The following is a 22,714-nucleotide window of genomic DNA, read 5'->3' as shown; positions in this document are numbered from 1 at the left end:
CCGCCGGGCCCGTACAGGCTCGAAACCCGTGCCCGGGTAGCCCAACGGTAGAGGCGCCTGATTCAGGGTCAGGAGGTTGGAGGTTCGAATCCTCTTCCGGGTACTTGGAAGGTTGGCCGAGAGGTAAGGCTGCGGCTTGCTAAGCCGTCGACGGGGGCAACCCCGCGGGGGTTCGATCCCCTCACTTTCCGCGCACTACCGCACACTTGAGGGCTTTGGAGAGGCCAGCCGATTGGTGCCGGCACCCGTCTCGAAAACGGCGTTGGGTTCACGCCCGTGTGGGTTCGACTCCCACCCTCTCCGCTCCACGCCGCAGCCGGCGGTGCCAGCGCGCCGCGACGCGGGCCACCCGGTGCTCAGACTCGCGCCGCAGGCCCTCGGTCATCGCGTCCGGCCGGCACAGCATGCTCGTGTAGTACATGGGTGGCTCCTTCGTCGTGTTCGGCCTTTACGAACATGACGAACGGCGGACCGCCGATCCGGACGGTCAGCGGCCCAGCGCGTACTTTGTGAGCACGGTCACGCTGCTGCCGCTGCGCTGCTTCGCGGCCGCCGGCAGCATCGTCAGCGCGTGGATGCGGGACGACAGGTGCCAGCGGGCCGCCCGCCCCGCCCGGCGCCAGCCGTGCGCGTCCATCCGCGCCGCCGCGGCCAGGAAGAAGTCGCGCGCCTCGCTGAACCGGCCACCCGTCACCGCGGACGACGACGACAGGCTCGAGCCGTGCCGCCGGTACCGGAACGACACCTCGTCCGTGGCGACGAGCGTGCCGCCGCGGGTCACCAGCTCCAGGATCAGCGCCAGGTCCTGGATCACCTTCAGCTCCGGGTCGAACCCGACCGCCTTGATCTCCGACGTGCGCCAGCACAGCGACGGGAAGTAGAGCCAGTTGCCGCGCAGCAGGCTCACCGCCAGCTCCTCACCCGACATGACCACGGTCCCGCTGATCTTCGGCGCGTACACCCGGCGCTTCGTCGAGTCCGCCAGGGTCCGCACCACCTCGCCCCGCGCGTCGATGACCTCGACACCGGGCTGGATCAGCACCGCCTCCGGGTGCGCGTCGACGAGCGCGTGCACCGTCGCCACGTAGTTGGGCAGCATCACGTCGTCACAGCCCATGATGACCATGAACGACTGCGTGGCGAGGTCGACACACTGCTGGAAGTTGCCGGTGACCCCGAGATTCGCGGGGTTGCGCTGATACCGCACCCGGTCGTGCCCCAGCGAGGCGAACCACTCCGGGATGCCCTCGGCGGTGCTGTCGTCGAGGACGGTCAACTGCCAGCGGTCGTCGGTCTGCGCGAGGACGCTGTTGACGGCGAGCTTCAACAGCTCCACGTCGCCGTAGTGCGGCAGCATGATGTCGAGCACCGTGCGATCCTAGTCGGCCACCGCCCGCACGACGAAACACGACGGCCGGTCTCCGCTGGGAGACCGGCCGTCGTTGTGTCCGTGTTGCTAGCGGGCCCGCCTGGGGCCGGCCGGGGGCTGGCCCGCGGCGGCGCGGCGCGCCGTGGCCTCGTCCGTGGACGAACCCGGCGAGTCCTCGTCCCACGCCTTCGCGCGGCGGATCTCGTCGAAGAACCCGAGGAGCCGGTCGAGCTCCTGCGTGCTCGTCTTGTCGTCGGAACGGGTGGCCTTGGCCTTCTTGCCGTGCGAACGGATCTCGCGGCCGCTACGGATCGACGAGGTGTCCTCGATGCCGCCGGTCTGGTCCTCGGCCTCGTCGTGCGCCGGCATCCGCTGGACGGGTGCCCGCTGCCCGGGGGGCGTCGGCAGATCGAAGTGGTGCTCGTCGTAGTTCGGCGCGTCGAACCGGTAACCGTCGTTGGCCGGGCGGCCCGCCTCGTAGCCCTGCGGGTCGTACGCCGGTGGCTGCTCGCGGTGGTACGTCCGCGGCGGCGCCACGTTCAGCTCCGGGTGCGAGCCGTTGCGGACCGGGTCGGGCGTGCCGCGGTAGGCCTCGGGCGCGACAGCGGGGAACGCCGTGGTGTTCTCCGCCCGCCCGTTGGCGAACCCTTGCCCGCGACCGTTGTCGACCGGCCGGCCGTGCTGACCGGGGTGCACCGGGCCGGTGTGCTGCTGACCCGGGTGCTGCGGCCCGAAGCCGCCGGGGGCGTGGTGGCCGTTGGTCCCGTTCGGGCTCAGCGGCGCGAACGAACCGGTGGGCGGCTCGACCGGCGCGAACGCCCCGGTCCGCGGGTCGGCCCCGTTGCGCGCGTCGTGCCCGTTGCGGCCCTCGACCCCGTTGCGAAGATCTGCTCCGTTGCGCGGGTCGACACCGTTGCGGCCGTCGACCCCGTTGCGAAGGTCCGCGCCGTTGCGAAGGTCCGCGCCGTTGCGGGGATCGACGCCGTTACGCGGGTCTGCTCCGTTGCGCGGCACGGCGAATGATCCGGTGCGGGGCTCCACGGGCGGGAACGAGCCCGACCGCGGCTCGACCGGCGCGAACGACCCTGAGGTCGGCTCGGCCGGCGCGAAGCCACCCGTGCGCGGCTCGGCGCCGTTGCGGTGCTCGCTGCCATTGCGGTGCTCGCTGCCGTTGCGGCGCTCCGGACTGGTCAGCGGCTCGAAGGAGCCGGTGCGCTGGCCCTCGTAGCCGTTGCGGTACGTGTCCTGTGGCCCGTCGTGGTCGAACGAGCTGTGCGCCGCCGGGCGGGACACCGTCGGGTGCGCGCCGGACGGGTGCCCGTTGGCCGGCCGCCCGTTGACCAGGAACGGCCCGTCGGGACGGTGACCGTTGTGCTGCGCGGCGGGCGTCGCCGGGAACGACCCGGTCGACCCAACCGACGGGAACGAGCCCGTCGAGCCGACCGCAGGGAACGACCCGGTCGTCGACGGCGGGAACGCGGGCAGCGCCGCGGCCGGCGGTGTCGCCGACGGGCCGACGAGCTCGACCTCGCCCGGCTCCGGCAGCGAGTCACGCAGCGCGGTCGCGAGAATGAAGACGTTCGGCGCGGCACCCCGCGGCACGGCCAGGTAGGCCCGCTTGCGGGCGTCGACCGGGAGCTTCTCCAGCACCTCGGCCATCGTGTGCCCGGGTGGCGGCAGCTCGGCCGCGTGCGGGGCGCCCACGATGATGGCGCAGCGGTTCACGTCGACCGGCAGCCCGCGGATCCAGTCGGCGGGGTCGGTCAGGTGCTCCGGGCGCAGCCACAGGCCGGCCTGGATGACCTCGAGGACCCAGCCGCTGCCGAGCGTGAACGTGGCCGCACCCGCCGGCGTGTCCAGCACGTCAGGGCACGGGTTGACCCAGTCGACCGGGCGCGGCGCTCCGGTGCGCGGCGCGTGCCACAGCTCCCGGGCGAACGTCCGCCAGCGCGGCAGACCCTTCTGGTCGATGGTGACGACCGCGCGCTGCCCGGCAGGGGCACACAGCGGCAGCCCGGTCCGCACGTGCACGGCGCGGCCCAGCACATCGGCCACGACCGGCCCGACGGGCCCGTCGAGGAGGGGACGCTGCCCGTAGGGCGTGAAGACGCACCGGTCGGCGGCGAGCGCCGGGATGACCGAGACGGCCCGGACGAGCTCGTCGCGGTGCAGCGGCTCCTCACCCGGGTGCGACAGGATCATCGCCGGGTTCGCGTGGTCCGTCGGCACTGAATACGCAAGGTCGGTGACACTGCCGACGCGGCGGCGGTGCAGCCACAGGCCGGCCGGGATCTGGTCGAGCACCAGGTCGCCGGACAGCTCGGGCACCTCGCCGAGGTCCGCCTCCCAGTGCGGCGCCGGGAACCGCCAGCCCACCCGGGTCGGCTGCGCGCCCGCCCGGAACCGCCAGAACCCGCCGGGGCGGTGCTCGCCACGCCCGATCGGCGCGAACAGCGACCCACCCGGTACACCCAGCAACGGCCCAGCGGCGGCGATGACGTCGATCCCGAGCCGCATGGCGATCATGTGTGCCGCGGCGGGTCGCTCATTGGTGGCGCAGGCGCCGTCCCAGGCGACGAACCGCATCGCGGTGAACCCTCGCGGGAGACCGTTGGCCAGAACCTCGGCCAACTCCTCGACCATCGCGGGCTGGAGCTTGACGGTGTGCGAGCTGATGACCACCGCACACTCGGTGGAGCCGTGCGGCGAGACGACCAGCGCCGCCGCACCCGGGCTGGGCTCGTCGCCCGAATGGACGACCGCACCCGCCCCGAGCCAGGAGACCTTCATGCCGGGCCAGTGCCGCAGGCGGACCTGCATCGCGGTGCTCATGCGAACCTCACACGATCTGCTGCCCCGACGGGCGGCCATGCCGAGATGCGCATCGCAGCCTGCTGGTCCGGCGCGCTTGCTGCAAGCGGGCAGCAGATAGTCAAGATCGCCCTCCGTCGGGTGTGCCACGAGCGGTGCGATGCGGAGGGGGTTCCACACCGATCACCGCATGGCGGCTCTGGCGGATCGTACCGCGCTGAGTGACGGACGCAACCATCCCGTTTGTCGCGGGACCCGGTGAATATGGCCGACAGCCGGGTGGTTCCGGCCCGATTCACCCCCATTGATGACGAGTTTTCCGGAGAGTTGTGCATGTCAGCGGTCCCTGCCCGACGGATACATTCTGTGATCGCCACTGTCCTAGCGGTGATCGCCTCCGCCGCTGTTCTCACTGCCAGCAAAACCTCTCCAATCGGTCGACCCGGACGGGACCCATCGATCGGTCCCACTCCTGGATACCCGCTGATCGAGCCCGCGTCCTGTGTGCCACAGCCGGTCAACCCACTCGACTTGACGACCCCCACCCACTCTGACCAGCCATTACTCGTCCCGTCCAGCCCCGCACCCGCTTCGCCCCGGGTGACGAAGTACACGTCCGCCTCCCATCTCGATCTTCACCGCCCACCGAATCGCATTCAGAAAACGACGACCGCCGATGCCGCACCCCGATCCGGCACCACCGCGCCGGCCGCCGCGCCGGTCGAAAGCGCCCCTGTACCGACGCCGCCAACCGCACCGTGCAAGATGCACGGCCTGTCCACGCCCGGCCCGCCTGACCGGCGGTAAGACTCCGTTCGCCAACAGGCCGCCCGTCGTATACCCAGCCACCCCACCGTCGAATTCCACCCCGCCCGGCACACCACCGACAACCGCGATCCCGTGCCCTTTCACGGTCTGCTTCTCTGCCGCCGCCGCCCCTTGCCACAACCGATTCCCACCGCCCCCAGATCCCGAAACGGTCCCCTTCCGGACAATTCCGCGCCGCAAACGCCGTTCGCCGGTCCCGATCCTCCCGACATCCCCGCCCGCCCCGCGGGCTCGACCCGCCTGCACCGCGACCGCCACACGCACGGTGATCCACACACCCGCCCCGCGTCGCGAACGCCGCCTCTCTGGCGTGAACCGATCCGAAAACGTGCCAACACAAAGATTTAACGGACCCGCTGCGCCTCGGGTTCCGCCCAAACCTCGCTATCCACGCTTTTCCCGCTCCGTCCCCGAGGTTGACCTTGAGCCGCATTGCCGCGTCCCTCGCACCTCCGGACTTCGCCAAAACTCGCGGAATCTGGATAACGGACAAAGCCGGAAGGCGGGCACCCCCACACCCGCCGCGAATGTCCGGATTGGTATCTTTGTCCGACTACTCCGCTCCAGTGCTGGACCTTGTGGCTGATCGAAGTCGCGGACTGGCGGCCTGGACGGCCGGCCCGCGGCGTTGATCACGGCGCAGCGGCGGGGTGGCGGGGTGGCGCCCGTGCACGGGAGTTTTCCTGCCGCCGGCGATGGTTCGGTGCCAGCGGACGATCTTGCGGGCGTGATCAAAGGACGGCAGTGGCCGCATCCGCGACCACGGGCGTCCTTCGATCTAGCGGCGGGGTGAGGATCGCCGCTTGGAGCGCGGTACTTCCCGGCCGGGTGTGGGGTCCCTCGGTCCAGTCATCGGAGCCGGTCGTGGCGTCGCGATCCCGGAAGGTCGTCGGGGGCTGCCCTCGCCTGCGTGGCCGGCTCGGTCCGGGTGTTGATCACGGCTGGGCGGATCGAAGCTTGAGGGCCGGGTGGGGCGGACTGTCCCCGGCGACGCGGTGGATCGTGGTCACGCGGTGCCGGGCTGTTGTCCTGGCGACAGTGATCCCGGGTTGCCGGGATCCACCGGGTTGTGGAGGGTCCGGTCGGTGACCACGGAACCTCGATGGTGACGACCTCTGCGATCGGCAGAAGCTTCCCACCGCTGCATCACCGATTGGCAAACCTGCACAGATCGAAGTCGCCCGCCGGTCACGCGGACAACCAGCGGGCGGCTTCGATCATGGCGGCAAGATGGGGTCTGGTGACCGGATTGGGCACCGGGACGACAGACAACAGGTCAAGGTCGCATTCGCGGCGCCTGGGCGATCCCCGCCGCTGGACCGCGCCGACTCGCACCCTGGAGCCCGGGGCCGCGACCGGACTCGTCATGGGGATGCCTTCCAGCCGGCCCCAGCACGGTCCGACGGCGCGTCGGCAGGCGGACGTCCTTCGAGGTCGACGAATCCGGGACCGTCTCGCGCCGGTCACGGTCGTGCGGTGCAGCACCTCGGCGCCGAACGCGCTGTAGTGGCCGAACCGCCCCGACGATCTGCAGGACCAGCGTCTTGGAGGGCAACTGGCCGCAGGCCGACGCGGCAACGACCGCAGCGCCGGACGTGAACGGCCGGAGAGGCACAGCGTGCGAAGCCTGAGCCGCAGCAAAAGAAGCGGAGCGACGGTCGCGGCCGCAGCGGCGCTGAAGTGCGGCGACAGGTCCGCGGCAAAGGGACACCGGGATGGCGGTCGCGACCGCGGCGGCCAGGTACGGCAGCAGTGGAGGTTGCAGCGGCGGAGAGGCCGGACCGGCGGGGTCGCAGCGGCGAGAGGAGGCGAAGTGTCGCGGTTGCACGGGCGTTACGGTGCGGACTGCGCAGCTCGGGAGTCCGAGGCACACGCGGCCGTGGCCGTGGCCGTGGCGGCCGCCCGCCCGCCGTAGCGACGACAGCGGTAGAGGCCGCAGCGAGTGCGGTTGCGGTCACAAGGCAGCGGCAGCGCTGCAGCGGCCCCGCCTGCCCGCCGTAGCGACGACAGCGGTAGAGGCCGCAGCGAGTGCGGTTGCGGTCAAGGCAGCGGCAGCGTTGCAGCGGCCGTGCGGTTGCGATCGCAGTGATCGCTGCTGTGACGGTGAGCGCGGAGACCACTGCGGTTGTGGCGACGGTGGCTGCGGTCGTACAGGCGGTGCGGCTGTGGGGCAACCGTCGCGGGGATGGCGGGTCGGGACCCGTGCGGGGCCAGTGATCGCAGCGCCAACGGTCGCGGCATGGCCGTCGTTGCGGTAGCTGCGGTTGCGGTCACAGTGGCAGCGGCTGTGGGGACTGCGGTTGTGGCCGGCGATTGCGGTCGCAGCAGCGGCGGGTTGTGAGGACTGCGCTGGTGGGGCGGGGCCGCGGCGGTTGTGGTCGAAACGGTGGCGGGGGTTGCCGTTACTGCAGTGTCGGGACTGCGGGTGTGGTTACAGCGGCAGCCGTGGTGGGGACGGCGGTGGTGGGGGCGGTGGCCGCAGTGGTGGTGGCTGTGGCCGCGGTGAGGGTGGGGTCAAGGGGGGTGCTGCCGCGGCGTAGGACCAGGAGGATGGCGGTGATGAGGAGGGCGACGGTGGCGACGGCGGCGAAGCCCCAGCCTGGGGAGCCGTGGTCGATGGCCCAGCCGGCGAGGGGGGAGCCGATGGCGAGGCCGACCGTCAGGGAGGAGCCGTGCCAGCCCATGGCCTCGCCGCGGGCGGGGGAGGGGACGAGGCGGCTCACGAGGTCGGCGCTGGCGCTGAGGGTGGGTGCGCAGAGGGCGCCGGCGGGGAGCAGGGCGATGAACAGCAGCCACCAGCGGTCGCCGACGAGGCCGATGGGCAGGGTGAAGAGGCTGAGGCCGCCGATGAGGGCGACGAGCGGCACCGCACGGGTCAGAGCGCCATACACGAAGCCGCCGATCAGCGAGTAGACGCCCCAGGCGGCGAGCACGCCGCCGATGAGCTGGACCTTGCCGGCCTCGCGGAGCATCGCGACGATGCCGAGGTCGGTGCCGGCGAGGACCATCGTGGTGGCGGCAGCGGCGGCGCAGACGGCCAGGAAGCGCGGGGTGAGCCAGTCGCGGCGGCGGACGGGGGCGGCGGGTCCGGTGGCGTCTGCGGCGTCGGTGGCGGCGTGGACGGGCGGGTTGGTCACGAAGAGGGCGATGCCGGCGAGCACCAGGCAGCCGCCGATCGCCCACATGGTGAACCGGCCGGACAGGCTGCTCATCAGCAGGACGGCGAGCGGCGGGCCGGTCATGAACGACAGCTCGACCGACATCGAGTCCAGCGCATAGGCCTGGCGGCGCTGCTCGGTGGGGACGAGGGCGGCCAGGGACTGGCGGACCACGGAGAACACCGGCAGCGAGAACACGCCGGCGACCAGGGCGCCGACGAGCAGAGCCGGATAGGACAGTGACGGCGCCACGGCCCAGAACAGCGCCTCGCAGGCGGTGGTGACGACCAGCATGGGGCGCAGCCCCTTACGATCGACGAAGCGGCCGTTGAGCGGGCCGCCGATGGCGGTGCCGACGGTCAGGGCGGCGCCGACCAGACCCGCGGCGCCCCAGCCGCGGTGGAGATCCTGCGCCACGTGCAGCGTCATCGTGACCCCGATGGCGGTGATCGGGATGCGGGCCAGCAGCGCCAGCACCATGAGCGATCGCACGCCGGGGAGGGCGAGGACGTGACGGTACGGGTCGAGGCGCATGGGGCAATCATGTCGTGGGGGTACGACAAGAAACGAGCGAGTTACCCCGCTCGGAGGCACCGAGGTAACGAAGAACACGTCACGGGGAACCCGACGAACGACCGAGCAGTCCAAGAGAGATGGAGACACCTTCGATGAAATCGAGGACCCCGATCGCCGTCACCGCCCTGCTCGCGCTGGCCCTCGCAGGCTGCGCGGACGGCACGACCGACACCACGGCCGGCGCCGGCGGGACACCGTCGAGCAGCGCCGCCGCGCCGGCATCCACGGCCGCGAGCGCCAGCGCGAGCAGCGCAGCGAGCCAGAACGTCGGTGACACCCTGCTGGTCTTCACCCGCACGGGCGGTTTGGCGGGCACCAACGACCGGCTCGTGGTGCGCCCGGACGGCTCGTGGACGCTGACGACGAAGAGCGGATCGAAGGAGGGCAAGCTCACCGCCGCCGAGCTCACCGCCCTCAAGAGCACCCTGGAGCAGGTCGGTTTTTCGAAGCTGCCCAAGGTCAACAGCAACGGCAACGTCGCGGACGGGTACAAGTACAGCATCAGCTACGGCGGCGACGAGGTCGTGGCGGAGGACGGCGCGGTGCCGACCGCCCTCCAGCCCGTGATCACGACCCTGAACGGCCTGCTGAGCAAATAAGCGACACGGCCTGCTGAGCAAATAAGCGACGCCGCCGCTAAGCGACGGCGGTCAGCAGCGAATCGATACGGCCGAGCTCGTCCGCAGCCAGCGGAGCAGCGGACAACGCGCCCAGGTTCTGCTCCAGCTGCCCCACCGAGCTCGCCCCGATGATCAGCGAGGTGACCCGCGGGTCGCGCAGCGCCCACGCCAGGGCGAGCTGCGCAAGGCTCTGCCCCCGCCCGCGGGCCACCTCGTTGAGCGCCTCGATGGTGGCCAGACGGGTCGGTGAAAGATCGCTCTCGTTGAGGAAGCGGCTGGTCCGCACCCGCGAGTCGTCCGGAATGCCGGAAAGGTAGCGGTCGGTCAGCAGCCCCTGCGCCAGCGGCGAGAACGGGATGCACCCGGCACCCTCCGCCGCAAGGACGTCCAGCAGCTCGTCCTCGATCCAGCGGTCGAACATCGAGTACCGCGGCTGATGGATGAGCAGCGGCGTGCCCAGCTCCCGCAGGATGCGTGCGGCCTCCGCCGTCTGCGCGGGGGTGTAGTTGGAGATGCCCACGTAGAGCGCCTTACCGGCCCGCACGGCCCGGTCCAGCGCGCTCATCGTCTCCTCGAGCGGGGTGTCCGGGTCGGGGCGGTGGGAGTAGAAGATGTCGACGTACTCCAGGCCCATCCGCCGCAGCGACTGGTCCAGCGACGCCGTCAGGTACTTGCGGGAGCCCCATTCGCCATATGGCCCCTCCCACATGTCGTAGCCGGCCTTCGTGGAGATGATCAGCTCGTCACGGTACGGGCGCAGGTCCTCCTCGAGGATCCGGCCGAAGTTGAGCTCGGCGGAGCCCGGCGGTGGCCCGTAGTTGTTGGCCAGGTCGAAGTGGGTGACCCCGAGGTCGAAGGCGCGGCGCACGATCGCCTGCTGCGTCTCGTACGCGCGGGCGTGCCCGAAGTTGTGCCACAGGCCGAGCGAGATCGCCGGCAGCTTCAGCCCGCTGCGTCCGCTGCGCCGGTATTGCATGTCCTGGTATCGGCTCGAAGCCGCCTCATACGCCACGGTACGGATCTTAAGCTGGGCAGACGGAGCAGGATGCGCAAGTGCTCGGCGACGCGGAGCCCGGTGACCGGGCCCCGCGCCACCGAAACGATCTAGCGGTGCTCCCACCAGGCCCTGGTGGTCACGGCCGCGTAGGCGTCGACGATGCCGAAGCCGTAGAAGCCGTTGAACTGCTCGCCACCCTCGCAGAGGGCGTTGAACTCCTCGGAGCGGCCCTCCTGGAGGTAGGTCTGCAGCCGCGGGGTCGGGCAGGCGTGCTCGGCGGCCGAGCTGTACAGGATGTACTCGACCTTCCACGGCTCGAGACCGAAGTCCTTGCCGTGCTTGTCACCGTGCGCGCTCACGATGAGCGCCGCGACGCCGGCCGCGTGCGGCGAGGCCATCGAGGTGCCCTGCAGCCAGGTGTAGTAGCCACACTTCCCTGCCGCGTTGCACTCCTTGTAGACCAGGCCTTCGGCTTCCGGCACAACGTTGCCGTCCGCGTCGACCGTGCCCTCCTCCTGCAGCACCTTCTTCGGGTACGTGGAGAGGATCATGTTCTCGTTGGTGCGGTAGGTGTCCGTGCCGAAGCCGTCACGGAACCAGCCACCCGGCGCGGAGACGCCGATGCGCTCCAGGCCGTAGTCCGAGAAGTCCGACTTCTTCAGCGACGGGCCGAGGGCGGAGACACCGATGACGAACGGTCCCTCGACGGGCAGGTCCCAGCAGGAGCTGTTGTCGATGGGCCGGTCGTACGCGGAGTCCGCCGGGTAGTCCGGGCTGGAGATGTCGGTACGGGGCTTGCCCTTGTCCTCGTGGTTGTTGCCGAGCGCACCGACGAGCGTGACACCCTTGAAGTGGGCGTACGTCAGGGCCCGGAACATGCCGCGGATGATGGTGCGCTGCTCGGCCTGCGCGGCCGCGGAGTCGGCCGGGTTGGCGGTGCAGTTGAACAGCCACGGGTCGACGTAGAACGACATGTTGACCACGTCGATGCCCGTCTGCCCCGCGTGGACGAGCGCGTTGACGACGGGCTCGAGGAAGAAGTACCCCGAATCCTGGCCGCCCTTGAGCTCGACCAGCGACACGTTCGGCGCGACACCGGAGATGCCGAAGCCGTTCGCCGCCGCACCGATCGTGCCGGCGACGTGCGTGCCGTGGCCGCCGTCGTCGGTGCCGACCGGGTCGAGACAGCTGGCGACCTCGCACGGGCCGTCGATGTCGATCTTGTCCGGCGCGAAGTTCTTCGACAGCGCCCAGTTGAAGTTCGGGGCGATGTCGGGCTGCGACGCGTCGACGCCGGTGTCGAGGATGCCGACGGTGACTCGCTTGTCACCGGCGTTGACCTTGCGGGCCTTGTCCGACTTGACCGTGGTGAGACCCCACAGCTTGTCGTCCAGCGGGTCCATGCCGGCGGTTGCGGGCTTCTTGCCGCCGGGCTTCTTCGCTGCCGCTGCCGCGGCCTGTGCTTCCTTCTCGACGTCGCCCGGCTGCTCCTTCTTGGGAGCCTTGCCGATGGCGGTGCGGTGGGCGGCACCGACGAGTTTCGAGGAGGCTGCCGCCTTCTCGACGAATCCGCTCTGCGGTGCCAGGACCGTGAACATCCCGACTGTGTCGTTGGTCGCGACGACCTTGCCGCCGGCCTTGGTGATGGCCGCGGCCGCGTCACTGGTCGAGACGTTGTCCGCGGCCACCACGGTGTACTCCGTATTGGCGACGGACTCGGCGCTTGCCGGGGCAGACAAGCCTGCCGCGGTCACGGTCAACGCCGCGGTGATGACCGCAGCGCCCGTGAACCTCTTGTTGAATCCCACATGTCCTCCCGGTTCGAGGGGATGGCATTATGAGATCGAAAAACATTCGGCTGCGGAAGGCATTCACGCCAAGATTTTCAAATACCTCGGGCGATTCGCTCCACTGTTTCCTTTGCGTCCGCCAGTCCGGCGCCCGTGGCCTGCCGGTAGAGCTTGATCGCGGTGATCAGATCCTGGCGTCGCAACGCGGCAACGAACTCCGGCGGGAGACCGTCCACGGCGCCGAAGACGTCGGCGAGCGCGGGGTCGAGCCCGAAATGACGATAGAGGAATGCGACCTGACGCTCCAGTCGGGCCAGGCGAATGCTTTCGGCGGCGTCCATGACGCCGACCGTAACAACGCCGGGGAGCCGCTACTGGCGGCTCCCCGACGCATTTGGTCCGGTTATGCGATCGGCTCGGCGAACGGGTCGGTCGAGGCGGCCACCGGGATCTCCGCGGCGGCGGCCCGTGCGGCCTGCGCGCCCTTGCCCGAGCGCTCCTCGTCGGTGATCGGGAAGTGGCAGGCGACGGTCTGGCCCACCTGGAGCTCACGCAGCGGCGGCTCCTCCTGGGCGCAGATGTCCTGGGCCTTCCAGCAGCGGGTGCGGAAGCGGCAGCCCGACGGCGGGTCGATCGGGCTGGGCACGTCACCGGTCAGCAGGACCCGCTCCCGCTGTGCCTTGTCGCGCCGGTCCGGGTCGGGCACCGGCACCGCCGACAGCAGCGCGAACGTGTACGGGTGCAGCGGCGTGGCGTAGAGCCCGTCGCGCGGCCCGACCTCTACGACCTTGCCCAGGTACATGACCGCGACCCGGTCGGAGATGTGCTTGACCACCGACAGGTCGTGGGCGATGAACACGTAGGTCAGGTTGAACTCGCGCTGCAGGTCGTCGAGCAGGTTGACGACCTGCGCCTGGATCGACACGTCCAGCGCGGAGACCGGCTCGTCGGCGATGATGAGCTTCGGCTGCAGGGCCAGGGCCCGGGCGATGCCGATGCGCTGGCGCTGGCCGCCGGAGAACTCGTGCGGGTAGCGGTTGTAGTGCTCGGGGTTGAGCCCGACCAGTTCCAGCAGCCGCTGGACCTCACGCTTCTGCCCGTGCGCGGTCTTGATGTTCTGCACCTGCAGCGGGGCGCCGACGATCGAGCCGACCGTGTGCCGCGGGTTCAGCGAGGAGTACGGGTCCTGGAAGATCATCTGGATCTCGCGCCGCAGGGGCCGCATCTGGCCGACCCCGAGGTGCGAGATGTCGCGCCCCTCCAGGATGACCTTGCCGCCGGTCGGCTCCAGCAGGCGGGTCATGAGCCGCCCGGTGGTGGACTTGCCGCAGCCGGACTCGCCCACCAGGCCGAGGGTCTCGCCGGCCTTGACGGCCAGGTCGATGCCGTCGACGGCGCGCACGGCGCCGACCTTGCGCTTGAAGAACGCACCCCGAAGGATCGGGAAGTGCTTCTCCAGGCCGTGGACCTCGAGGAGGTTTTCGCCGCCCCGCTGAGGTGCCGCGGCGGGCTGGGATTGGGTGCTCGTCGACACTGTCGTGCTCCTCAGAGGGATGGGGCGATGTCCGACTTGAAGATGGCCAGCCGTTCCGCGGACGGGATGTGGCACGCGACGCCGTGATCGGCCGTGCCCTCCGCCAACGTCGGTTCGACCGTCTTGCAAGGGATGCCGTTGCGCTCGACGTACGGGCAGCGAGGGTGGAACGAGCAGCCGCTCGGCAGGTTGATCAGCGACGGCGGGTTGCCCTTGATCGGGACCAGCCGCTCGCGCACCTCCCGGTCGACGCGAGGCATCGAGGACAGCAGGCCCCAGGCGTACGGGTGCTCCGGCCGCCGGAAGATGTTCTGTGCGGTGGCGTGCTCGACGCACTTGCCGCCGTACATGACCAGGATGTCGTCGGCGACCTCGGCGACCACGCCGAGGTCGTGGGTGATGATGATGACCGCGGAGTTGAACTCGGCCTGCAGGTCGCGGATCAGGTCCAGGATCTGCGCCTGCACCGTCACGTCCAGCGCGGTGGTCGGCTCGTCCGCGATGAGCAGCTGCGGGTTGTTGACCAGCGACATCGCGATCATCGCGCGCTGGCGCATACCGCCGGAGAACTGGTGCGGGTAGTCGTCGACCCGCTTCTGCGGCTGGGGGATGCCGACCCGGTCGAGCATCTCCACGGCGCGCCGCCTGGCGTCTGCCTTGCTCACCTTGTGGTGCACCCGGTAGGCCTCGATGATCTGCTTGCCGACCGTGTAGTACGGGTGCATCGCGGTCAGCGGGTCCTGGAAGATCATCGACATCTTCGCGCCGCGCAGGGCGCGGACCCGCTCCGGCGACGCGCCGATGAGCTCCTCGCCGTCCAGCCAGACCTCGCCGCTGATCTTCGCGGAGCCCCGCCGGTGCAGGCCGAGGATGCCGAGGCTGGTGACGCTCTTGCCGGAGCCGGACTCACCCACGATGCCGAGGGTCTCGCCACGCTCCAGCTGGAACGTCAGGCCGTCGACGGCCTTGACGACGCCGTCGTCGGTCTTGAAATGGATCCGCAGGTCGCGCACGTCGAGGAAGGACTGTGCGGACGAGCCGGTGCCGATGGGGGTCGGGTCGCCGTCCTTGAGCAGACTGGTGGACATGCTCACTCCTTTCCAGGGGTGCCGGGTCGAGCGGAACGGGGCAGCGGCAGGGTCACGAGAGCCGCACCCGCGGGTCGATCACGGCGTAGAGCAGGTCCACGAGCAGGTTTGCCATGACGATGAAGAAGGCGCCGAACAGTGTCACGCCGAGGATGATCGGCAGATCCTTGACGGTCACCGCGTCGATGCTGAGCCGGCCGATGCCGGGGAGGCTGAAGACGCTCTCGGTGAGGATCGCGCCGCCGAGCAGGCCACCCAGGTCCAGACCGAAGATCGTCACGATCGGGGTGAGCACGGAGCGCATCGCGTGCTTGCCGACCACGACGCGCTCCTTGAGGCCCTTGGCGCGAGCGGTGCGGACGTAGTCCTCGCTCATCGTCTCGAGCATCTGCGCGCGGGTCAGACGGGTGTACTGGGCGGCGAACAGCAGCGCCAGGGTGACCCAGGCCAGGAAGAGCTTGTTCGCCCAGCCGGCGGGGTCGTCCTTGAAGTTGACGTACTCGCCACCTTCGAAGATGTGCCAGGTGTGGACGAAGAGCTGCTGGGCGACCAGGCCCGTGAAGTAGATGGGCAGTGAGACGCCGGCGAGCGCGATGACCATCGCTGTGCGGTCCGCGATCGAGCCGCGTTTCAACGCCGATATGACGCCGCCTGCGACGCCGAAGAGCAGCCAGATGACGGCGGCCCCGAGGGCGAGGGAGATGGTGACCGGGAGCCGGTCGATCAGCAGCGGCCACACCTCGCGGTCGGTGCGGAAGGAGTAGCCGAAGCAGGGGGCGGAGCAGTGGGTGACGCTCGGGCCGTTGTTGTAGTCGCGGCCCGCGACGATGCCCTTCAGGAAGCGGCCGTACTGGATGTAGATCGGCTTGTCGAGGCCGAGCTTGACCCGGGTCGCCTCGACGTCGCGCGGGGTCGCCGACTTACCGACGTACATCTGGGCAGGGTCGGCGCCCGCGGCCTTCGGGATCGCGAAGAAGATCAGGAAGGTGACGGCCGAGACGGCCACGAGCAGCGCGACTGCCGTGACCAGGCGGCGCAGAATGTAATTGATCACGTGTGCGGCCTGACGCCGGCCGGCTCGACGGGGTTCCCGTCTCACCGGCCGGCGCCGTGGCCTTCACCTGCCTTCTTTCCTCGGAAGGGCGGGTTACCGGCTTACTGGCATTACGCGGTCAGGTACGACCAGGTCACTTGGTGACGCCCAAGCTGCTGAAGTCGTACATGCCGTAGTACTCCGTGACGAACACGTTCGTCAGACGGGGGTTGCGGTAGTTCAGTGCCTTGTCGTACACGAACGGCACCATGACGGCCTCGTCCATGACGATCTTGTTGATCTTGCCCCAGATGTCCGCGGCGGCCTTGGGGTCGGTCGCGGCCTTGGCGTCGTCGATCAGCTTGTTGACCTCGGCGTTGTCGAGCTCGGCGTAGTTGTTGTTACCCGACTGCGAGATCGAGCGACCGTCGACCAGGATCGACAGGAAGCCGTAGCCGGTCGGGAAGTCAGCACCCCAGCCGGCCATCATGAGGCCGTAGCCCTTGGCCTTCACGTTGCCCGGCGCGCCGATGGTGGAGCGGAAGTACAGCGACGCGTCGGTCGGGTCGAGCCGGGCGTTGATGCCGACGTTCTTCAGCGCGGCCTGCAGCGCCTCAGCGGTCTTCGGCTCCTTGCCGGCGTTACGGGTGGCGATGACCGTGTCGAAGCCGTTCGGCTTGCCACACGCGGCCAGTTCTTCCTTGGCCTTGTCGATCTGCGGCTTGCCGGACTTCGTGTTGTACGGGTCCAGCGCCGGGTCGTGACCCGCGATGTTCGGCGGGAGCATGTTGACGGCGATGTCGCCACCGGCCTCGGCGCCACCACGAGCGGTCTGCATCGTGATCTTGTCCGTGGCGTACTGCACGGCCTTGCGGCAGTGGATGTTGTCGAACGGCGCGACCTTGGTGCTGATCGAGAAGTAGCGGATGAAGCCGGTGGTCGGCGTGTCCGCGTTGGCCTTCTTGGTCGGCTCGAGCAGGATCTTCGGCTGCGCACCCTGCTGGACACCGGTCTGCGCGGTGTCGATGTCGAGGTCGCCGGCCAGCAGCTGGTTGTCGATCTCCTCGACAGCCGTGCCGATGGTCAGGTCGATCTGGTCCGGCAGTGCCTTACGGATGGTGTCCGTCTTGGCGTCCCAGTTCTCGTTGCGGACCAGGACGGCCTTCTTGCCCGGGTCGTACGACTGGAACTTGTACGGGCCGGTCGAGACGGGCTTGTCGCCGTACTTGTCGCCGGTGTCCTTGGCCTTCTGGACGGGGCCGGCGCCGGGCATGGCGAGCAGGTAGTTGAAGTCCGACAGCGGTTCCTTCAACTTGAAGACGATCGTCGTGTCGTCCGGGGTCTCGACGGACTTCAGACCCAGCTTGTCCGGGTCGGTGTCCTTGTACGGGCCGGGGTACTTCTGGCCCTGGTCCAGCACGTCGACGATGTAGGTCGGGCCGCCGGACAGCACGTCCTGCGCGAACACGCGCTCGATGCCGTACTTGATGTCCTTCGAGGTGATCGGCGAGCCGTCCTCGAACTTGACGCCGGCCTTCAGCTTGAAGGTGTACGTCTTGCCGCCGTCGGTGATGTCCGGCAGCTTCGCGGCCAGGTCGGGCTCCAGCTTCAGGCCGTCCTCGCCGGGCTTCGACGAGTTGGTGAGAAGGGTCCGGACGTAGTAGCCCTTCTGGAAGTTCCACACCCATGCGTAGTACGCACGGACCGGGTCGAACGAGTCCGGGTCAGAGTGGTTGACCAGCTTGAGCGTGCCGCCCTTCTTGTCGGAAGGGTTCACGATGCCCTTGGTGGCGGCGTTGAAGCCGGACACACCCGCGGCGGTGCTCTCGCCCGTGCTGGGCGTCTTGTCGTCGCCGCCCGACCCACAGGCGGACAACACCAGGGCGACAGCAGCCGAACCGGCCACCAATGCCCCTGTCCTCATTCTCACTAGGTTTCCCTCCTTGTTTGGCACGACCCGCCGAGGGACGGGTCGTCCGAGCTGTGCTGTGGTGCGAGCGGAGATCGGGGTGGCACGGCACGGATCCCTGGCGTGGGAGCCGGTCCGGGCCGGGGTGGCGGCGCGGTGGCGGGTTACCGGTTGGCCTTGGGGTCCAGCGCGTCACGCAGTCCGTCACCGAACAGGTTGAACGCGAGCACCATGATGAAGATCGCGAGGCCGGGCACGAACATGTACACCGGGTCGTAGGTGTAGAAGTTCACCGCGTCGGACAACAGGCGGCCCCACGAGGGAGTGGGGGGCAGCACGCCGACGCCCAGGAAGGACAGTGACGCCTCGAAGACGATGTTGGTCGGGATGACCAGGGTCGAATAGACGAGGATCGGCGCGACCAGGTTGGGCAGCAGCTCCCGGAAGAGGATCCGGATCGGTCCGGCGCCGACGCTGCGGGCGGCCTCGACGAACTCCCGCTCGCGCAGCGACAGGGTCTGCCCCCGCACGATGCGGCCGATGTACGGCCAGCTGAAGAATGAGATGACGCCGACGACGACGCCGATACGCCATGCGGTCGTGACCGGCACGACGGAGATCAGCGCGATCGAGAACAGCAGGTAGGGGAACGCGAGGATCAGGTCCATCAGGCGGCTGACCAGGCTGTCGATGAACCCGCCGAAGTAGCCGGCGGTGATGCCCAGCACCACGCCCAGGAGCACCGCGACGATGGTGGCGGACAGGGCGACCAGCAGCGAGACCCGCGCGCCGTAGATGATCTGCGAGAACATGTCGCGGCCGGTGACCGGCTGGACGCCGAGCAGGAATTCCTTGCTGATGCCGCCCCAGGTGCCGGGCTCGGGGATACCGCCGAGGCTGGGGTTGATCTCGTCCTGGTGATACTCGTTGATCGGGTGGCCGAATGCCTTGTTCAACAGCGGCGCGAAGATCGCGATCAGCACAAGGAACACGATGACGCTGGCACCGGTCAGCGCGAGCTTGTCGCGCTTCAGACGGGTCCAGGCGATCTGACCGAGCGACCGACCCTCGATGGCCTTGGCGGGGACACCGGGTGGCGTACTGGTCGCCTCTTCGACACTCGGCACCTGCTCGTCGCTCTTGGACGTGACGGGTCCCATAGTCATGGGCGTGGCGCCCCTCTCCCCGGCCGCTTGCCCGCCTTGCACAGCCGCCAGCAATGGCCGTCGCAGCATGGGAACGCGCGTCGGCCAGACCGGGGCCCGTGGCAGTCAGCAGCCGATCGGCTGTGTCTTCGTGGACTCCTGGTGCCCTATCCGCAGGTTCGGTCCACGGGCAGAGCGTGCACGAAGCCGACTTGGTGTGTCGCCTCCGTTGGAGGAACCCTGTCTCCCGTTCGGCCGATCGTCAAGGGTCACCCCCCGTCCTGTAACCAAGTCCACGCCGGGCCGTGATGAGGGCGTGATCCAAGCTCAGCGACGTTTGGATCATACGCCCCCGAAACGGGCGAATTACCGGCTCATGGTAACGGTATGGTTACGCTGCGTTGTGGATAGAGCACGCACAACCTGACGGATGGGGCCATCCATCACTTTACTTGATCGTTTCACTTTTAACAGTACCGTCCGGTCAGGCGGCGCTGATCACGGAGCGTGCTCAGAGATCGACGTCCACCACGACCGGGGCGTGGTCCGACGGTCCCTTGCCCTTACGCGCCTCGCGGTCGATGTAGGCCGTCTTGACCGCATCCGCGACGGTAGAACTCGCGTAGAAAAGATCAATCCGCATACCTTTGTCCTGATGGAACATACCGGCCCGGTAGTCCCAGTAGGTGAAGGGGTTCGGGCCCTTCATCGGCACCGGCACGACGTCACGCAGACCGGCGGCCCGCAGCGCGGCCAGGGCGTCGCGCTCCGGCGCGGTCACGTGCGTCGAGCCGACGAACGCCGCCGGGTCGAACACGTCGGCGTCGGTGGGCGCGACGTTGAAGTCCCCGCAGACCACGAGGCGGTCGGTGGCCGCGAGCTCACCGGCGACGCGGGAGCGCAGCACGTCGAGCCACTGCAGCTTGTACGTGTAGTGCGCCGATTCCGGTGTGCGGCCGTTCGGCACGTACACGGACCATACCCGCACCCCGCCGCACGTCGCGGAGACCGCCCGGGCCTCGATGCGGGGCGATTCGAAGAGGCCCTCCTCGCCGGTCGGCTCGCCCGCCCAGCCGGGGTCGCCCTCGAAGCCGCGCACCACGTCGTCGAGGCCGATCCGGGACAGCAGGGCCACCCCGTTCCAGCGGCCCTCGCCGTGGGCGGCGGTGGCATAGCCGAGCGCGGCGACCTCCTCGGCGGGGAAGCCGTCCGCGCCGACCTTGGTCTCCTGCAGGCAGAGCACGTCGGGCCCGGCCAGCTCGAGCCACTCCAGGAGCCGGGGGAGCCGGGCCTTGACCGAGTTCACGTTCCAGGTCGCGAGTCTCACCCGTCCCACCTTGCCCTATCGCGGGCCACTACATCAGGCCATCACTATCCGCCCCACCGCAAGCGGCGGGTCCCGCCGGGGGATTCTCACCCCCGGAGCCCCCCAATGCGCCGCAAGCGGCGCACTCAAGCCGACTCGCGCTTGATGAGCTCGGTGGGCAGCAGCAGCACCGGCTCGATCTGCTCGCCCGCCGTCAGCCGCAGCACCTGCCGGGCGACGGTGCGCCCGATGTCGGTGATCGGCTGGCGGACCGTGGTGAGCGGCGGCTCGGTGTCACGGGCGAACTCCATGTCGTCGAACCCGACGACCGCCACGTCGTCGGGGACCCGGCGCCCGTTCTGCCGCAGCGCGCGCAGCGCGCCGTCGGCCATCGCGTCGGACGCGGCGAACACGGCGTCGAGCTGGGGGTCGTCGGCGAGAAGCTGGCTCATCGCCAGAGCGCCGGACTGCCGGGTGAAGTCGCCGACGGCGACGATCGAGCGCCGGCTGGCGTCCTGCATCGCCGAGCGGTACCCCTTGAGCCGGTCGATGCCGGCGCTCATGTCCTGGGGGCCGGCGATGGTCGCGACCCGGCGGCGGTCGGTGTCCAGCAGGTGGCGCACCGCGGCGCGGGCCGCGTCCTCGTTGTCGACGTCGACGTAGGGCACCTGGGACTGGGTCAGCAGCCGGCCGTTGCAGACCACCGGCACGCCGGCCCTGCTCAGGCGCTCCGGCAGCGGGTCCGCGCCGTGCATGGAGAAGATGATCGCGCCGTCGACGTGGCCGCCGGTCGCGTAGCGCTCGACCCGGTCGTGGCTCGGCCCGGACGGCCCGACCATCATCAGCACCAGCTGCTTGTCGGCGGCCTCCAGCTCGAGGCTCACACCGCGGATGACGGCGGCGAAGAAGGGGTCGTCGGAGAACACCCGGCTGGTCGTCTCCGACGCCACGAGGGCGATCGAGTCGGTCCGCTGGGTCACCAGGCTGCGGGCCGCCTGGTTGGGCACGTAGCCGAGGGCGTCGACGGCGTTGAGGACCTTGTCGCGGATGTGCGGCGCGACGGAGGTCGAGCCGTTGACCACGCGGGAGGCGGTCGCTCGCGAGACCCCGGCGCGCTGCGCGACGTTCTCCAGAGTGGGCCTGTCCCGCCCCGACATCACCATGTGCGCTTTCCCCCATATCTGTCTGCCGGACTCATCATGACTGAAGCCGCCCGATGTTATGGCGCACAAAAAGGGACGGGCGACGAAGCATGCCGCTCCGCCGCCCGTCGCACCCTCACACCGGTTACACCCTGATCACGATTCACCCGGACGATCGGCTGGTCACCCTGGCCGCCAATCGGCCTGAGAGCGCTCTCAAGACACGATTCAGAGTGGGCCATGACTAGCGCATTGTCAATCGTGAAACCCCATGAAAGCGCTCTCTGGAATATGTTGTCAGAAACGCCAAATACCCTATGCGGCCTGACGTCGCCGGCAGGCTTCCACGTGTGCCGCGACGACCGCAGTGGTGTTGGAACGCACACACGCGTCGGCACCCGCCTCAAGCACGTCGACGACCTCCTGGTGGTCGCTGTACGGGCTGAGCACCACCACGATCGCCGAGGCCGGGTGACGCAGGCAGGCGGCGGTCACCGCCCTGGGGCCGGGGTCGTCGAGCACCACGATGTCCGGGTGCCGCACCACGGGCTCGGGCGTTGTGCGCCGCAGGACCGTCCAGTCCTGTGGCAGATAGCGGGTCAGGTCCGAGAAGCGTGCGCCGTCGGCGACGAGCAGCACGGTCACGTGGTCGAGGTCGGATGCGGAGCGCTGCGGGAGGGTCAAGATGTCCATGCCTCATTTATCGCGCCCTGGCCTGCCATCCGGCTCGACGCGGGCTGCGAAGATCCTGGCAGCCCGGCCGTGGCCGCCGCGGTCCCGCGCCGCCGCGCTCACCCGCGGCGCGCCCGCCGCGTACCTGCCGCGGGGCCTCGGGCCGTGAAAGGCTGATGCGGTGATCGTCTGGATCAATGGGCCTTTCGGTGTCGGGAAGACGACGCTGACGAAGGAACTGTGCCGCCGCGACCCGAAGGCGCGCGCGTTCGATCCGGAGCGCATCGGCTGGGTCCTCCAGCGCACTGTGGGACGGCTGCGGCACGGCGACTACCAGGACCTGCCCGCCTGGCGCTCGGCCATCATCACCGCCGCCGCGTGGCAGGCGCGCGGCGCCGACCCGCTCATCGTGCCGATGACCGTCCTGCGCGGCCCGATCCTGCGCGAGATCTTCGGCGGCCTGCGCGGGCGCGGTCACGAGGTGCGCCACCTGCTGCTGGACGTGTCGGCGCCGGTGCTCATCGAGCGGGTCGAGAACGATGACGACGACGGCCCGCAGGCGTGGCGCCTGGACCAGCTCGGCACCTACCTGACCGCCCGGCACGACCTGCGCCGCGTCGACGCGGTGCTCGACACCGACGACCTCGAGGCGGCCGAGGTCGCCGACGAGGCCGAGGCGATCATCGCCGGATGGCGCGCCTGACCCGGGACGCCGGCGACCGGTAGGGACGGCGGC

The 22,714-nt window shown here is 69.6% G+C and carries 17 protein-coding genes and 3 tRNA genes; 5 read left to right on the top strand and 15 right to left on the bottom strand.

Features of this window, described 5'->3' with window-relative positions; translation table 11 throughout:
* Positions 1 to 30: 30 nt before the first annotated feature.
* The 3 genes from OHA72_RS61205 (at position 31) to OHA72_RS61195 (ending at position 303) form a co-directional block, all read left to right on the top strand.
* Positions 31 to 103 (top strand) — tRNA-Leu (locus OHA72_RS61205).
* A 3-nt stretch (positions 104 to 106) separates the two neighbouring features.
* Positions 107 to 191 (top strand) — tRNA-Ser (locus OHA72_RS61200).
* Between the two features lie 26 nt (positions 192 to 217).
* A tRNA-Ser gene (locus OHA72_RS61195) sits at positions 218 to 303 on the top strand.
* Here OHA72_RS61195 and OHA72_RS61190 read toward each other — a convergent pair.
* From OHA72_RS61190 to OHA72_RS61175, 4 genes are all read right to left on the bottom strand, one after another.
* Positions 269 to 421 (bottom strand): hypothetical protein, encoded by a 153-nt coding sequence (locus tag OHA72_RS61190; protein ID WP_327005225.1) that lies wholly within the window; start codon positions 419 to 421, stop codon positions 269 to 271. The two genes, OHA72_RS61195 and OHA72_RS61190, sit on opposite strands and share 35 nt — an antisense overlap.
* A 66-nt stretch (positions 422 to 487) precedes the next feature.
* Complete coding sequence (locus OHA72_RS61185) at positions 488 to 1,369, bottom strand: glycosyltransferase family 2 protein (RefSeq protein WP_327005224.1); 882 nt, start codon at positions 1,367 to 1,369, stop codon at positions 488 to 490.
* An 87-nt stretch (positions 1,370 to 1,456) separates the two neighbouring features.
* Entirely contained in the window at positions 1,457 to 4,201 is a 2,745-nt protein-coding gene (locus tag OHA72_RS61180; RefSeq protein WP_327005223.1) for a hypothetical protein, read from the bottom strand.
* A gap of 3,209 nt (positions 4,202 to 7,410) precedes the next feature.
* Positions 7,411 to 8,700, bottom strand: a complete 1,290-nt coding sequence (locus tag OHA72_RS61175; protein ID WP_327005222.1) for an MFS transporter — start codon at positions 8,698 to 8,700, stop codon at positions 7,411 to 7,413.
* A 134-nt stretch (positions 8,701 to 8,834) separates the two neighbouring features.
* Between OHA72_RS61175 and OHA72_RS61170 the strand changes: the two genes are divergently transcribed.
* Positions 8,835 to 9,341, top strand: a complete 507-nt coding sequence (locus OHA72_RS61170; RefSeq protein ID WP_327005221.1) for a hypothetical protein — start codon at positions 8,835 to 8,837, stop codon at positions 9,339 to 9,341.
* A 37-nt stretch (positions 9,342 to 9,378) separates the two neighbouring features.
* Here the strand turns inward: OHA72_RS61170 and mgrA are convergent, their stop codons facing one another.
* The 11 genes from mgrA to OHA72_RS61115 all read right to left on the bottom strand — a co-directional run bounded on the left by mgrA (position 9,379) and on the right by OHA72_RS61115 (position 21,999).
* Positions 9,379 to 10,338 carry an L-glyceraldehyde 3-phosphate reductase gene (gene mgrA / locus OHA72_RS61165; protein WP_327011903.1) on the bottom strand — a complete coding sequence of 320 codons (960 nt, stop codon included), beginning with the start codon at positions 10,336 to 10,338 and terminating at the stop codon, positions 9,379 to 9,381.
* A 128-nt stretch (positions 10,339 to 10,466) separates the two neighbouring features.
* A complete protein-coding gene (locus OHA72_RS61160) occupies positions 10,467 to 12,167 on the bottom strand; it encodes a S8 family serine peptidase (RefSeq protein ID WP_327005220.1) in 1,701 nt (566 codons plus the stop codon).
* Positions 12,168 to 12,244: 77 nt separating this feature from the next.
* The gene (locus tag OHA72_RS61155) at positions 12,245 to 12,490 is read right to left on the bottom strand and encodes a hypothetical protein (protein ID WP_327005219.1); all 246 of its coding nucleotides are present in this window, start codon (positions 12,488 to 12,490) and stop codon (positions 12,245 to 12,247) included.
* Positions 12,491 to 12,552: 62 nt separating this feature from the next.
* On the bottom strand, positions 12,553 to 13,683 hold the full coding sequence (locus OHA72_RS61150; RefSeq protein WP_327005218.1) for an ABC transporter ATP-binding protein: 1,131 nt from the start codon (positions 13,681 to 13,683) through the stop codon (positions 12,553 to 12,555).
* An 11-nt stretch (positions 13,684 to 13,694) separates the two neighbouring features.
* On the bottom strand, positions 13,695 to 14,771 hold the full coding sequence (locus OHA72_RS61145) for an ABC transporter ATP-binding protein (protein WP_327005217.1): 1,077 nt from the start codon (positions 14,769 to 14,771) through the stop codon (positions 13,695 to 13,697).
* 52 nt (positions 14,772 to 14,823) lie between these two features.
* Positions 14,824 to 15,825 carry an ABC transporter permease gene (locus tag OHA72_RS61140; protein WP_327005216.1) on the bottom strand — a complete coding sequence of 334 codons (1,002 nt, stop codon included), beginning with the start codon at positions 15,823 to 15,825 and terminating at the stop codon, positions 14,824 to 14,826.
* Between the two features lie 133 nt (positions 15,826 to 15,958).
* Positions 15,959 to 17,683, bottom strand: coding sequence for an ABC transporter substrate-binding protein (locus tag OHA72_RS61135; protein ID WP_327005215.1), 1,725 nt, complete (start codon positions 17,681 to 17,683; stop codon positions 15,959 to 15,961).
* A gap of 194 nt (positions 17,684 to 17,877) precedes the next feature.
* Positions 17,878 to 18,879, bottom strand: coding sequence for an ABC transporter permease (locus OHA72_RS61130; protein ID WP_327005214.1), 1,002 nt, complete (start codon positions 18,877 to 18,879; stop codon positions 17,878 to 17,880).
* Between the two features lie 490 nt (positions 18,880 to 19,369).
* Complete coding sequence (locus OHA72_RS61125; protein WP_327005213.1) at positions 19,370 to 20,185, bottom strand: exodeoxyribonuclease III; 816 nt, start codon at positions 20,183 to 20,185, stop codon at positions 19,370 to 19,372.
* A gap of 125 nt (positions 20,186 to 20,310) precedes the next feature.
* The gene (locus OHA72_RS61120) at positions 20,311 to 21,321 is read right to left on the bottom strand and encodes a LacI family DNA-binding transcriptional regulator (RefSeq protein WP_327011902.1); all 1,011 of its coding nucleotides are present in this window, start codon (positions 21,319 to 21,321) and stop codon (positions 20,311 to 20,313) included.
* A gap of 300 nt (positions 21,322 to 21,621) precedes the next feature.
* Positions 21,622 to 21,999, bottom strand: a complete 378-nt coding sequence (locus OHA72_RS61115; protein ID WP_327005212.1) for a hypothetical protein — start codon at positions 21,997 to 21,999, stop codon at positions 21,622 to 21,624.
* 160 nt (positions 22,000 to 22,159) lie between these two features.
* On the opposite strand from OHA72_RS61115, the gene OHA72_RS61110 reads away from it, so the two are divergent.
* Entirely contained in the window at positions 22,160 to 22,681 is a 522-nt protein-coding gene (locus OHA72_RS61110; protein WP_327005211.1) for an AAA family ATPase, read from the top strand.
* Positions 22,682 to 22,714 lie beyond the last annotated feature (33 nt).

It is taken from the genome of Dactylosporangium sp. NBC_01737 (genome assembly GCF_035963215.1).
In the GTDB taxonomy this organism is placed as follows: Bacteria; Actinomycetota; Actinomycetes; order Mycobacteriales; family Micromonosporaceae; genus Dactylosporangium.
Note: the sequence above shows the minus strand (reverse complement) of the source record. Positions and strands in the feature narration are given on the sequence as shown.